Annotated in this window: 12 protein-coding genes; 8 read left to right on the forward strand and 4 right to left on the reverse strand. The window is 69.2% G+C overall.

Going from position 1 to position 12,645, the window contains the following annotated elements:
• From AC1DXK_RS20830 to AC1DXK_RS20855, 6 genes are all read left to right on the forward strand, one after another.
• Positions 1–2,843: glycosyltransferase (locus tag AC1DXK_RS20830; RefSeq protein ID WP_477298896.1), on the forward strand; the 2,843-nt coding region annotated here is incomplete at its 5' end.
• An 83-nt stretch (positions 2,844–2,926) separates the two neighbouring features.
• Positions 2,927–3,721, forward strand: coding sequence for an ABC transporter permease (locus AC1DXK_RS20835; protein ID WP_477298898.1), 795 nt, complete (start codon positions 2,927–2,929; stop codon positions 3,719–3,721).
• A gap of 203 nt (positions 3,722–3,924) precedes the next feature.
• The gene (locus AC1DXK_RS20840; protein ID WP_477298900.1) at positions 3,925–4,266 is read left to right on the forward strand and encodes a hypothetical protein; all 342 of its coding nucleotides are present in this window, start codon (positions 3,925–3,927) and stop codon (positions 4,264–4,266) included.
• Between the two features lie 49 nt (positions 4,267–4,315).
• The gene (locus AC1DXK_RS20845; protein ID WP_477298902.1) at positions 4,316–5,068 is read left to right on the forward strand and encodes an FkbM family methyltransferase; all 753 of its coding nucleotides are present in this window, start codon (positions 4,316–4,318) and stop codon (positions 5,066–5,068) included.
• Positions 5,069–5,082: 14 nt separating this feature from the next.
• Positions 5,083–5,403 (forward strand): hypothetical protein, encoded by a 321-nt coding sequence (locus AC1DXK_RS20850; protein ID WP_477298904.1) that lies wholly within the window; start codon positions 5,083–5,085, stop codon positions 5,401–5,403.
• 187 nt (positions 5,404–5,590) lie between these two features.
• On the forward strand, positions 5,591–7,009 hold the full coding sequence (locus tag AC1DXK_RS20855) for a phosphohexomutase domain-containing protein (RefSeq protein WP_477298905.1): 1,419 nt from the start codon (positions 5,591–5,593) through the stop codon (positions 7,007–7,009).
• A gap of 182 nt (positions 7,010–7,191) precedes the next feature.
• Here the strand turns inward: AC1DXK_RS20855 and AC1DXK_RS20860 are convergent, their stop codons facing one another.
• From AC1DXK_RS20860 to AC1DXK_RS20870, 3 genes are read right to left on the reverse strand one after another with little or no spacing between them, the layout of a single operon-like run.
• Positions 7,192–8,118 carry an NAD-dependent epimerase/dehydratase family protein gene (locus AC1DXK_RS20860; protein ID WP_477298907.1) on the reverse strand — a complete coding sequence of 309 codons (927 nt, stop codon included), beginning with the start codon at positions 8,116–8,118 and terminating at the stop codon, positions 7,192–7,194.
• Positions 8,105–9,082, reverse strand: coding sequence for an NAD-dependent epimerase/dehydratase family protein (locus AC1DXK_RS20865; protein WP_477298909.1), 978 nt, complete (start codon positions 9,080–9,082; stop codon positions 8,105–8,107). Before AC1DXK_RS20865 ends, AC1DXK_RS20860 begins: the two co-directional genes overlap by 14 nt.
• 2 nt (positions 9,083–9,084) lie before the next feature.
• Positions 9,085–10,344, reverse strand: a complete 1,260-nt coding sequence (locus AC1DXK_RS20870; protein ID WP_477298910.1) for a class I SAM-dependent methyltransferase — start codon at positions 10,342–10,344, stop codon at positions 9,085–9,087.
• A 215-nt stretch (positions 10,345–10,559) separates the two neighbouring features.
• Between AC1DXK_RS20870 and AC1DXK_RS20875 the strand changes: the two genes are divergently transcribed.
• Together AC1DXK_RS20875 and AC1DXK_RS20880 are read left to right on the forward strand one after the other, a co-directional pair.
• Complete coding sequence (locus AC1DXK_RS20875; RefSeq protein ID WP_477298912.1) at positions 10,560–11,102, forward strand: NUDIX hydrolase; 543 nt, start codon at positions 10,560–10,562, stop codon at positions 11,100–11,102.
• A 98-nt stretch (positions 11,103–11,200) separates the two neighbouring features.
• Positions 11,201–11,350 carry a hypothetical protein gene (locus AC1DXK_RS20880; RefSeq protein ID WP_477298914.1) on the forward strand — a complete coding sequence of 50 codons (150 nt, stop codon included), beginning with the start codon at positions 11,201–11,203 and terminating at the stop codon, positions 11,348–11,350.
• A 48-nt stretch (positions 11,351–11,398) separates the two neighbouring features.
• Here AC1DXK_RS20880 and AC1DXK_RS20885 read toward each other — a convergent pair whose 3' ends face one another.
• Positions 11,399–12,637, reverse strand: a complete 1,239-nt coding sequence (locus AC1DXK_RS20885) for an HAD-IIIA family hydrolase (protein ID WP_477298916.1) — start codon at positions 12,635–12,637, stop codon at positions 11,399–11,401.
• Between the last annotated feature and the right edge of the window lie 8 nt (positions 12,638–12,645).

The following is a 12,645-nucleotide window of genomic DNA, read 5'->3' on the forward strand; positions in this document are numbered from 1 at the left end:
TGGCGGCGCTGCTCGGCGTCTGCGGCCTGCGGCCGGCGCGGGCGCCCGTCGAGGACACCGGCTGGCTGGGCGCGATCGGGCGCGAGACCGCGACGCGGGCGAGGCTGCTGGATCTGCAGGCCCGGCTGGTGGCGGGGCATTTCGACCATGCCTTCTACCGGGCGCGCTACGGTCTGTCCGAGGCGGACGACGCGGTGCGCGACTATTGCGACACCGGCTGGCGGAAAGGCCGCAATCCCAGACCCGACTTCGACGGACAGGCCTATTGCGACGCCCATGGCGGCGTGCGCGAGACCGGGCTGGCGCCCCTCGCCCATTTCCTCGCCACGGCGCTCCTGCACGGCACCGACCTCTCGGCCGGCGCCTTCCATCCCCGCTACGGCACGCCCGACTCGCGGGAGGCGGCCCTCGCCGACGAGGCCCGGGCGGTCGCGCCGTTCTTCGACGCGGCCTTCTACGCCGAGCGCAACCCCGACGCCGCCCGAGCCCCCGGCGGCCCGCTCGCCCATTTCGTCGCCTACGGCCAGCACGAGGGGCGCGATCCGAGCAAGGACTTCTCCGTCGCCTTCTACAGGGACACCTACGGCCATCTCCTGGGTCYGGGGGAGTCGCCRTTCCTGCACTACGTGCGCACGGGCCGGGCCGCCGGGCTGATGGCCGCCCCCGAGGATCTCGGCACCTATCCGCCGATGGARGCCCCCGCGGCCCACGCGTGGGACGGCCTKCCCCAGGCCCTGCCSATCGAGCAGGCCCGCGTCGTCGTCATCGTCCCGGTCTACAAGGGCCGCGGCGAGACCCTGCGCGCCATCCACGCCTGCCTGGCCCAGCCCCAGGCCACCCCCTTCACCCTGCTCGCCGTCAACGACCGCTCTCCCGACCCGGAGCTCGCCGCGGAGCTGGCCGCCCTCGCCCGACGCGGCCTGTTCCACCTCGTCGAGAACGCAACGAACCTCGGCTTCGTCCGCTCGGTCAACCGCGCCCTCAGCCTCCGCCAGGGCCGCGCCGTCGTCCTGCTGAACTCCGACGCCGAGGTCTTCGGCGACTGGCTCGACCGGCTGGTGGCCCATGCCGAACCCGCGGCCCAGGTCGCGCMGGRYGGCGAYCGCCCGCCCGTGGGCAGCGTCACGCCGCTSTCCAACAACGCCACGATCTGCTCCTACCCGCGCTTCAACGCCAACAACACCATGCCGCTGGAGATCGCCCGGCCCGAYCTCGACCGCATGGCCGCCCAGATCAACCGCGGCCAAGCCGTGCCCGTGCCCACCGGCGTCGGCTTCTGCATGTACATGACCGCCGCCGCGCTCGACGCCGTCGGCGACCTCGACGCCGAGGCCTTCGGCAAGGGCTACGGCGAGGAGAACGACTGGTGCCTGCGCGCCATCAAGGCCGGCTTCGTCAACCTCYTGGCCGAGGACGTGTTCGTCCACCATGCCGGCCAGATCTCGTTCGGGCTCGACGMGGGCGGCGAGTACGTCCAGGGCCAGGCGGCGCTGCTCGCCAAGCACCCGGACTACCCGGCCCGGGTCGGCCAGTTCGTCCAGGCCGATCCCGGCCGGCGCGGGCGCGGGCGGCTCGACCGGGCGCGGCTGGCCCGGCACTTCTCGGGGCGGGCGCTCCTGTACGTGACCCATTCCTGGGGCGGGGGCATCCAGCGGCACATCGACGACATGATCGCCCAGGCCCGGGCCGAGGGCCTGAGCGTCGTGCTGCTGCAGATCGACCGGACCCGCAACCTGGAGGTCCACGTCTCCTACCGCAGCCCCGAGTTCCTGTACCTGCCCAACCTCGACAGCCTGTACCTGCCGCGCGACGCSGRSGAACTCGCCGGGTTCGTCGCGCAGCTGGCGCCGGTGCTGATCCACGTGCACTCCCTGGCGGGGTTGCGCTGGGCGGCGGCGCGGGCGCTGATGGAYCTGGTGGCGGGGTCGGGCCGGCCCTACGCCTGGACGCTGCACGACTACTCGCCGGTCTGCCACCGCAACCATCTCGTCCAGCCCGACGGGCGCTATTGCGGCCTGGCGCCGGYCTCCGAGTGCCGGGCGTGTCTCGCGTCGGATGCGGACGGGTTCGAGGAGCCCGATCCGGGGGAACGGCGGGCGGCGTTCGGGGCGTTCCTCTCCGGCGCGGCGCGGGTGTTCGCGCCGTCCGCCGACACGGCGGCCCGGATCCGGGCGGTSTACCCGGATCTCGCGGTCACGGTGCGGCCGCATCCGGAGCCGGAGCGGGCGGTGCGCGCGACCGCGCTGCAGCGGCCCGGCCGCGTCCGCCGCGTCGCGGTGCTCGGCGGCATCAGCCTCCCTGAAGGCGGATTGCTGCTTCAGGCCCTGGCCTCGGACGCGGCTAAGCGAAACTTGCCGCTAAAATTCTCCATCGTGGGCTACTCCGACCCTGCCCTGACGGGCAGCCTGGAGCGGACCGGTGTCACCGAGTCGGGGCGGTACTCCAGCGACGACCCAACCCTCGACCGGGTCGCCCGGGCGGCCCTCCAGATTGCCGAGACCGGCCGCCACTGGGAGGACGACGAGATGCTCGATCTCGTCACCCAGGTCTCGGCCGATTTGGTGCTGCTGCCGGCGATCTGGCCGGAGACCTACTCGTACGCCCTGACGCTGGCCCTGCGCACCGGCCTGCCGGTGGCGGCCTTCGACCTCGGCGAGCCGGCGGAGCGGCTGCGTGCCGACCCCAACGGCCATCTCCTGCCCTATGCGCTCGCCACCGACCCGGCCGCCTGCAACGACCGCCTGCTCGCCCTCGACATCCCGTCCGGTGGCCCGTCCGCCCTGTCGATCCGGGGCGCGGTCTATGACGGCCTGATGCGCGACTATTACGCTCTCACGACCTGAGGCCCACCCGGTCGAAGGCGCGGGTCAACGCACTTTGGCCCCTTTTCTCGTCGAAGCAGGTCCGGTAACGAGAGGTCACGTCGATGCCCGCCCTCCCGACGGCTCAGGGTCAGAAGAGCCCGGTCGAGTCCTATCTGCACGTCCTGCACGCCCTGATGCTGCGGGACATGCGCACCCGTTTCGGCGCCTCGCTCTGGGGTTACGGCGTGGTCGTGCTTTGGCCCTGCGTGCACGTCTTCATGCTGATCGCCATCTACACCTTCCAGAAGCTGGCGGCGCCGCTCGGCGACAATCGGGCTCTGTTCTTCGCGTCGGGTGCAGTTCCAGTTCTGGTATTCCAGTACATCTCTCGCGAGGTCATGAAGGCGGTCATCATGAACCGACCGCTGACCTACTATCCGCAAGTCAAGCTGTTCGACGTGATCCTCGCCCGGATCCTCGTGGAAATCGTGACCGGCTTCCTCGCGTTGCTGGTCGTCTGCTCCATTCTGATCGTCATCGGGACCGATCCGATCCCCGCACAGCCCTTCACGGCGATGTGCGGCTACCTCGCCGCCATCATCCTGGGCATCGGGATCGGGACGATCAACGTGGCGATCATCGGCTTCTTCCCGGGCTGGTTGATCGGCTACGCGCTGTTCAGCATTATCCTGTACGTCTCCAGCGGCGTCATGTTTCTTCCAAGTTACATGCCCGACAAGGTCTATTACTGGATGAAATATAACCCTGCGATGCAATTGGCGGAGTGGGTCAGGTCCGCGTACTATCCCTATGCCGGCATCCAGGTGGATTATCTGTACGTAATCATGTTCGGGCTCACTTGCGCCAGCATCGGTCTGCTGCTCGTCAAGCAGGTCGTGAGCAAGATGCAGGGGTGAGCAGCTGGGAGGGGCGCTGGATTTGTAGCTGACAGCCGCGCAATCCGAGACCGGCGTGATCGTCGGCTCGGCCCTGCCCAGCGAACCGCACACCGACGCCGCTGCTCCTGTGGAGCGGATCGGGGGCTGATCTGGGCCGGACGCCGCGGACCGATGGTTCGGCATCGAAATATTAATCCGCTCCGGGTCAGGGCTGCCGCACGATGACGAATGCTATTAATGCCATCGAGACGACCTACATCCGCCGGATCCAGCAGCAGCAGGTCGAATTGACCCTCCTGAAGGCCGAGCGCGACGCCGTGTTGCGCGAGCGCGATCTGGCCCGGGCGCGGTCCGAGGCGACGTCGACCCTGATCGATGCGCTCGTCGGGAGCCTGCGGCCCTACGGATTCAGTCGCAAGCGCTTCCTGTCCGCGATCCGCAGGGCGGCGCGCATCGTACCGGATCAGGGACCCGCCGCGCTCCAGCACGGCGTCCTGTTCGAAGGATCGAATCGGATCCTGGCAGCCGCGCGCACGCCGGCGCAACCGTCGGTACGCAGCTGAGATCCCGTCGCTCTCGCGCGAGTCCGTCCGGAGACTGGAGCCGAAGACCATGGATATCGAACTCCTGACGGTGTTCAATGCCCTGATCAACCTGAGGGACAATCTGGACGCGCGCCCGCACATCCTCGACGCCGAACTCGACTTCCTGTCCTTCGCAACGCGGATGGCGCCCTACTCCAACGCGCAACTGCTGCAGGACCTGTGGGTGCTGTACGAGCTGCAGGAGAAGCGCAACGGCTACTTCGTGGAGTTCGGCGCCTGCGACGGCGTCAGCCTCAGCAATACGCTCCTGCTGGAGAAGACCTACGCTTGGCAGGGCGCCCTCGCGGAGCCCGCCCGGGCCTGGCATGCGTCGCTGCGGAAGAACCGCGACTGCTTCATCTCCGACAAGTGCGTCTATAAGACTGACGGGGTCGAGGTCCTGTTCAACGAGGTCGACATCGGTGAACTCTCCGGAATGGAGGATTTCGCCGGCGGCGACTTCCACGCGCAATTCCGGCAGGAGCGCCGGCAATATCCGGTCGTGACGATCTCGCTGGAGCGGTTCCTGGCAGAGGCTCGCGCGCCCCGGCGGATCGACTACATGAGCATCGACGTCGAAGGCGGCGAGTTTGATGTGCTGCAGAGTTTCGATTTCACGCGTCACGACATCGCGCTGATCAGCGTCGAGCACAATTTCTCGGCCAGCCGCGAGGCGATCGACGCGCTGCTGACCGGTCAGGGCTACCGGCGGCGCTTCCGTCAGCTCTCCCTGTTCGACGACTGGTACGCGCGCCCCGACCTCGTGACCGCGCGAACCTGACGGAGGGCAGGGCCATGTCGGCGCAGACCGCGATCGCGATCCTCGATTCGATGTTCGATCTGTTCAAGGAGATGGGGAGCGGCATCGCCCTCGATCTGAACTGGCTCGAGATCTCCAGGCGCCTCCAATTGGTCCGGGCGGAAGCCGTCTGGTCGGCCGATCTGGACTTCGTCGCCACGAAGCTCAAGGCGCAGGCCGCCCATTACGCGGCCGCCTACCGCCCGCCGCTTGATTCGGCGGCGACCGGCACGGCGAACGCCGAGCGGCTCGACGAAGTCGTCCGACACTACTCGATCCTTCGGGCACATCTCGAACAACAACTGCCGGCCTCTTGACGCACTGACCGATCCGGCACGGCGCGCCGCGGGTTAAGCCAAGGAGCCGGCTCCACAGGTGGCGTCCGACGGAGGAGTAACCCCGGCCTCAGCGAGAGCAGCATTCCGGTGCGCGGCGTTGTGATCGCTCGCGGTTTGCGGCATCGATCTCAGACGTGTGCGCCGATGCGGAGACGATGGAGCGACCGTGAGCAGTCTGAAATTCGGGACGAGCGGCCTGCGCGGCCTCGTGACCGACCTCGTCGGCGGGCCGAGCTACGCCTATGCCAGCGCCTTCCTTCGATCCGTCTCGGCAGACGATGACCGCCGCCACGTCGTGATCGGGCGGGACCTGCGCGACAGCAGCCCCGGCATCGCCGCCACGGTGGCGGAGGCGGCCGCAGCCGCCGGCTTCACCGCGATCGATTGCGGCGCGCTGCCCACCCCGGCCCTCGCCTTGGAGGCGATGCGGCGCGGCGCCTATGCGGTCATGGTCACGGGCAGCCACATCCCCGAGGACCGCAACGGACTCAAGTTCTACCGCCCCGACGGCGAGATCACCAAAGCCGACGAGGCAGCCATCCTCGCCGCCCTGGCGGATATCCCGGCCGGCGGCGAGAAACCGGCTGCGTCATCCGCCACGCCCGAGCCCGACGCCATCACGCGCTACCAGCAGCGCTACGGGACCGCCTTCGCACCGGACATTCTGAAGGGCCTGCGCATCGCGGTCTATCAGCAGAGTTCGGTGGCCCGCGACCTGCTGTCCGATCTGCTCGCCGCCTTCGGCGCGCAGGTGACGCCGATCGGCCGGTCGCAGGTCTTCGTGCCGATCGATACCGAGGCCCATCGTCCGGAGGACATCGCCTTCATCCGCGATGTCATGGCGCCGGGCGCCTTCGACGCGCTCGTGACCACGGACGGCGACGCCGACCGGCCGCTGGTGGCCGATGGGACGGGCCGGATCCTGCGGGGCGACGTGCTCGGGCTCATCACCGCCCGTTACCTCGGCGCCGACACCGTGGTGGTGCCGGTCACGGCCGGCTCGGCCCTCGAGCAGTCCGGCGGCTTCCGGAGGGTTGTGCGCACAAAGGTCGGCTCGCCCTTCGTCATCGCCGGCATGGAGCAGGCGACGTCCGCCGGATCGCGGATCGTCGTCGGGTTCGAGGCGAACGGTGGGTTCCTGCTCGGATCGGACGTCATCCTCGACGGCAGGATGCTGCCAGCCCTGGCCACGCGCGATGCGATGCTGCCGATCCTGGCCACCCTGGCCGCAGCCCGCGCAGCCGGAACCCCGCTGTCAGACCTCGTGGCGTCCCTCGATGCCGGGGAGATGGCCAGCGATCGCCTGCCGAACACCCCATCCGAGGCGAGCGCCGCCTTCCTCGAACGACTCCGGGATGCGGACTTCCGGGCCGCCTTCCTCGGGCCGATCGGGTCACCCGACTCGCTCGACCAGCAGGACGGGATTCGGATCGGGCTCGAGAGCGGGCGCACGATCCATTTCCGGGCCTCGGGAAATGCGCCTGAGCTGCGGTGCTACGCAGAGGCCAAGACGGCGCAGGAGGCGCAGGACCTCGTCCGGTGGGGGCTTCACGCAGCCGCAGCCGCCATGGCGGCGAAGGCCTGAACCCCCGAGAGACCCTGGAGCGACGCCCCTCGCATCGCACGTCGTCGGAGTCTCTGGGGTGCGTCTTAGGGGACTCTTGGAGGCGCGCTGGCGGCGTTCGCCTCTCAAGGCAACCGCACGGAAGCCAGGACCGCGCGAGCGAGACCGACTCTGGGCCTCGAACAACCGAATGCGACGGCTCGCTACCGGTCGGCGTATTCCGCCGCGACGAGCCTGCGCAGGCCCGCTTCGAGATCGATGCGCGGCCGCCAGCCGGTCCGGTCGAGGAACCGCGTCGAGTCGAGCATCTTGTAGGCCGCGCCCTGGAACGAGCCGGGCGGGCTCACCAGGGGGACGGACCAGTCGAGGGCGGCCAGCGCCGCCCGCGCCACCGCCTCGACGGTGACGGGCGTGTTGGCGGCGCAGTTGAGGATCTCGTTGTTGAACGCCCGGTCGGCGGCCAGGATCGCGTCGATCTGGTCGTCGACATGGAGCACTTCGCGGACGGTCTGCGGGTTGCCCCAGACCTCGAAGGCTTGCGCGCCCGCTGCCTTCCCCCGCACGGCCCGGTCAAGCAGGGCGCCGACGAAGTGGCTGCGGTCGGCGGCCTTGTTGTCGTGTGGGCCGTAGAGCGTCGCCAGCACGCAGTGCAGGAAGCTCAGGCCGTACTGGTGCGCGTAGGCCGCCGAGCCCGTCGCCAGGACCTGCTTGGCGAGCCCGTAGCCGATCACCGACGGGTGGGTCGGCCCCTGCCCAAACCGCGCCTCGGGGAGCGGCTCCGCCGATTCCGGATAGGTGCAGGACGAGCCCGTGGAGACGAGCTTGGCCTGCGGCTGGTACAGGCGCCACGCCTCGAGGACGTTCAGGTGGACCCGGGCGTTGATCGCAAGGAGCTCGCCCTGGATGTCGTACTGCACCGCGCCGGTCCGCTGGCGGGTCACCACATGGAAGATCCGGCCGGCCGGGGGCGAGGCGCGCAGCGCCCGCTCGACATTCGCCCACTCGGAGAGGTCACCCGCCGCGCGACCGATCCCGACGACCGCGCGGCCCCCGGCCCGGAGCCGCGGGACGAGGTTGCGCCCGAGGAAGCCGTCCGCCCCGATGACGATGTCGCGCTCAGGCCCCGGCATGGTGAGCCCCGTAGCGATAGGCCTCGCGATACCACGCGATCGTCGGCCGCAGCCCGTCCGCGAGGCCCGTGAAGGTCGAGATATCGAAGCGCTCGCGCAGCCGCTGGTTGGTCGAGCGGCGGGCGAGCACGCCGCGAGTTGCCGTGTCGGGGGCGTGCACCGGCCGGTCCTCCCCGGCCACCTTCAGGATGGTGTGGGCGAGGTCGAGCAGCGTCGTGGTCCCGCCGCGGCAGAGGTTGAGCACGTCGCTGGTTTCTCGCATCTCCAGGGAGCGTGCGAAAACGTCGATGACGTCGCCGACGTATATGAAGTCGCGCTCGACCAGCGGGTTACCCTTGATCTCGAAGCGCTCCCCCGGTGCCAGCGCACGCATCACGAAGGCCGGCAGGACATGCGCCTTGCGCGGATCCGTCGAGTCGTGGGGACCGTAGGGGTTGCTCAGGCGGAAGCTGATCGTGTGGATCCCGTAGCGCTCGGCGTGAAGGTCGGCGATCACCTCGGCCCAGCGCTTCGACCAAGCGTAGAAGGCCTCGTTCCGGTTGGGCGGCGCGTTGAGGTCGACCGGCCGCGCGTCGTCGAGGGGATCGCAGGCCGCCGGGTAGACCGCGACGCTCGAGGCCGCGCGCACCTCGCGGATGCCCTTCGTCAGGCAGAACCGGTAGAGGCGGTTGGCGATCTCGGCATTGCCGGTGAGCAGATCACTCTGCGCCGTCTCGAAGTTGTCGGCGTCGTAGCGCTGCGCCGCGACGTTGACGAGGATCGCGTCGGCCGGGACCGACAGCGCTTCCAGGGCGTCGAAGCGCGCGGCCTCATGCGCCCCCGGCACCGCGCGGCCGGAGGGGCTGACCGCGATCAGCCGCGGTACGCGGCCGGCGAGATGCGCGACGAGGTTGCGGCCGACGAACCCGGTCGCACCGACGACGACGACGGTCTCGGGCATCGAGACGCGGGGGAGGGCGGCCACGCTCAGCCTGCCTTCGGCAGGTCGGCTGCGGTGATCACCTTGAGTTCCGGCACCGGGACGATAAAGGCGCCGCCGTTCTCGAGGTAGCGGCGCTCGCGCGCCAGGAACTCGTCGATGAAGTTCCAGGCGAGCACCAGATAGGCATCGGGCGCGGGCACGCTGCCCTCCTCGACGATCGGGATGCGGGCGCCGGGAATCAGGCGGCCGAACTTCAGCGGATTCTTCTCGGCCGCGACCTGAACCAGCCGCGGGCCGATGCCGAAGGCGTTGAGCAGCGTCGCGCCCTTGGCCGGGGCGCCGTAGGCGTGGACCGTCTTCCCCTCGGCGTGCATGCGCTCCAGCAGGTCGAGCAGCGCCGTCTGCAGGCGGCGGACGTTCTCGGCGAAGCTCACATAGGTCTCGAACATGCCGTAGCCGCGGGCCTCCTCGTCGGCGCGCATGCGCTTGACCGCGTCGCTGATCGGGTGTGCCCCGGGGAAGCCGACATGCGCCTCAAGGGAGCCGCCATGGACCGGGACGACGCTGACGTCGAAGACTTCGAGGCCGTGGCGCGCGAACAGCTGCTCCAGGGAGCGGAGCGTGTAGTAGCACAGGTGCTCATGGTAGATCTGATCGAAGGCGGTGTTCTCGATCATGTCGCCCAAGTAGATCGCCTGCACGACGAAGACGCCGTCGGGCTTCAGCAGCGTGACGATGCCTTTCACGACGCTGTGCAGCTCCTCCAAGTGGAAGAACACGCCGGCGGCGGTGATCAGGCTCGCCGGCCCGTCCTGCGCGCGGACGATCTCGGCGGTCTCTTCATTGAAGAAGCGGTTCAAGGTCGGCACGCCGGCGGCGCGGGCCAGCTCCACGACGTTGGCGGCGGGCTCGACGCCGCAGCGGCGCAGGCCGAAGGGCTCGTACTGCCGCAGCCACGTGCCGTCGTTGCTGCCGATATCGACGACGAGGTCCTGAGGCCCGAGGCCGTACCGCTCCACGAGTCGGGCCGCCGTCTGGCGGAAATGCTCCACCAGCGTCTTCGTCGTGCCCGAGACGTAGGGATAGTCACTGAACATGCTCTCCTTCGGGATCGTGTGATCGATCTGGACGAGCGTGCAGTCGTGGCAGAAGCCGGCGCGCAGGGGGAAATGCGGCTCGCGCCGGTCGGCGAGCTCCGGCGGGATCAAACGGTTGCAGTGCGGCTGATCGGTCAGGTCGAGGAACAGCTCGACATCGCGTCCATCGCAGACGCGGCACGCCATGGCGAGTTTCGTTCCCGTCATCCTACGACCTGTGACATCCGCGGCGCGAGAGTTTACGACCCCCGGAGGCTTACCGGCTGAGCCGGGGCAGCGCAACGCGCGTTCGCCCCTCAAGTCAAAGACAGGTCCGGTTGGCGGCACGGCGTTAGACTTGCAGCATCGTATCCGTGAAGAAGAGCGACAATGACTGGCGACCGGCCTCGAAGATACAAGACACTGTTCGCCAGGAAACGATGATGTCGGCATCGCGTTGGACCGTGCGCAAGTCGCACCATGTCGTGAAGGATCGATGGCTCGGGCTCCGTGCCGACGACTGCGTGACGCCTTCGGGCCACGTCCTCGACCCCTATTACGTGCTCGAGACCGCGGACATCGCCCTCGTGCTGGGCCTCGACGCGGCCGATCACGTCATCCTCGTCCGCCAATACCGTCACGCCTATGGAGCCCTAAGCCTGGAGCTTCCGGGCGGGGCGATCGATCCCGCCGACCCCGATATCGTTGCGGCCGCCGAGCGCGAGATGCGCGAGGAAACCGGCTACACCTTTGCCGCTGCCGAACACGTGATCACCCTCAACGCGGATCCGGCCCGCTACGCCAACCGCATGCATCTCGTCCGTGCGCGCTTGACCGCGGCCGGGCCGGCGCGTCCGGATCCCGGCGAGGACATCGCCGTGGTGCGTGTCCCACGGGCCGAGGCCTTACAGCTCGCCCAGTCGGGCTCCATCGTCGGAGCCGTGCACGCCGCCATGATCCTGATCGGTCTGTCCGGCCACGGATGAGGAGCGTCACCGGATTGTGGATCGAGCGATCGAACCGCTGACAGGACCCGTGCGTTCCGCCAATACGATTAATCGTCGGTTAAAGAGCGGATTGAAGCGTGCCCGAGTACGACATCAAGATCGTCGATCCGCGCGATCGGAAGGCCGCGGACGCCGAGGGTGAGACGCCGCCCAAGCGCAGGCTCGACTGGGACCGCGCCATGCGTGAGGCGGCCGAGGCGGAGCTCTCGATCCAGTCCCACGACTGAACCCGCCGCGCGGCAACGCGCGTCTCAGGCGATCCCCGACAGCTGTTGCTAGCCCGTCAGCGCGGCCTCGCGCAGGAAGGCGAGCAGGTCATCCGACCGGAAATGATGCGCGGCGAGCCCCGCCGCCCCACCGGCGGCGAGATCGGTTTCCTGATCGCCGACCAGGAAGCTGCGCGCGCGGTCGATGTCCCAGTGGTCCATCAGATCGAGGATCATGCCGGGTTCGGGCTTCCGCCAGCCATGGACCGCCCGGTAGGCCTCGACCGTCCCGTCCGGATGATAGGGGCAGTACCGGAGATCATCGATATGCGCGCCCACCGCGCGCAGGTCGTCCCGCATCCAGGCGGCCAGACGGGCGACGTCGGCCTCGGTGTAGAAGCCGCGGGCGACTCCGGCCTGGTTCGTGACCACGAACACGAAGTAGCCGGCATCGTTCAGCGCGCGCACGGCGTCGCGGGCGCCCTCCATCCACTGGAACCGGTCCACGGACCCGACATAGCCGTGGTCGTGATTGAGAACGCCGTCCCGATCGAGGAAGGCGGCCGGTCTCTTCCGGCGGGCCGGGATCTCCACCTGAGCCCGGGCGTAGCTCTCGGGCACGCCGATATCGAGGAAGTAGCCATCGTGGGCCTCGCCCACCACGCGGCCCTCGGCGACCAGCGCGGGCAGGACGTCCCGCTCGAGAGAGCAGGCCGGCAGCAGGCCGGCCAGTGCATCGCGACGCACCAAGTAGACGCCGGCATTGACGAGACCGGGACCCGGCTCAGGCGGCCGCTCGAGGAAGGCCGTGATCCGGACCCCGTCGAGGAGCGCGACGCCGTAGCGCGCAGCGTCCGGGACCCGACGGAGTGACAGGACCATCGCCGCCTCGGGATGACGCGCCGCCATGGCGAGCAGGGACAGCAGGTTGACGTCGAACCACGAGTCGCCGTTCAGCAGGAGAAAGCTCTCGTCCGCCTGGGGGAGGGCGTGCACGACGGCGCCGCCGGTCCCGGCCTGCTCCGGCTCGATCGAGACCCGCAGCGTCATGCCGAAGCGTCGGGCGACCGGGTTGTCGGTGGCGTAGGCGTGGATCTTCTCGCTGTGGAACGAGGCCAGCAGCACGATGTCGGTAAAGCCGTGGCGGCCGAGCTCGAACAGCAAGACGTCCAGGAACGGCTCCCCCGCCACAGGCAGCAGCGGCTTGGGCATCGCCGAGGTCAGCGCGCCCAGGCGGGTGCCGAAGCCGCCGCACAGGATCATGGCTTGCCGGACGGGGCTGCCGCCCTTCCGCTCTGACTCGGTCACAGGCCGCC

It is taken from the genome of Methylobacterium sp. P3_A11 (assembly GCF_056403155.1).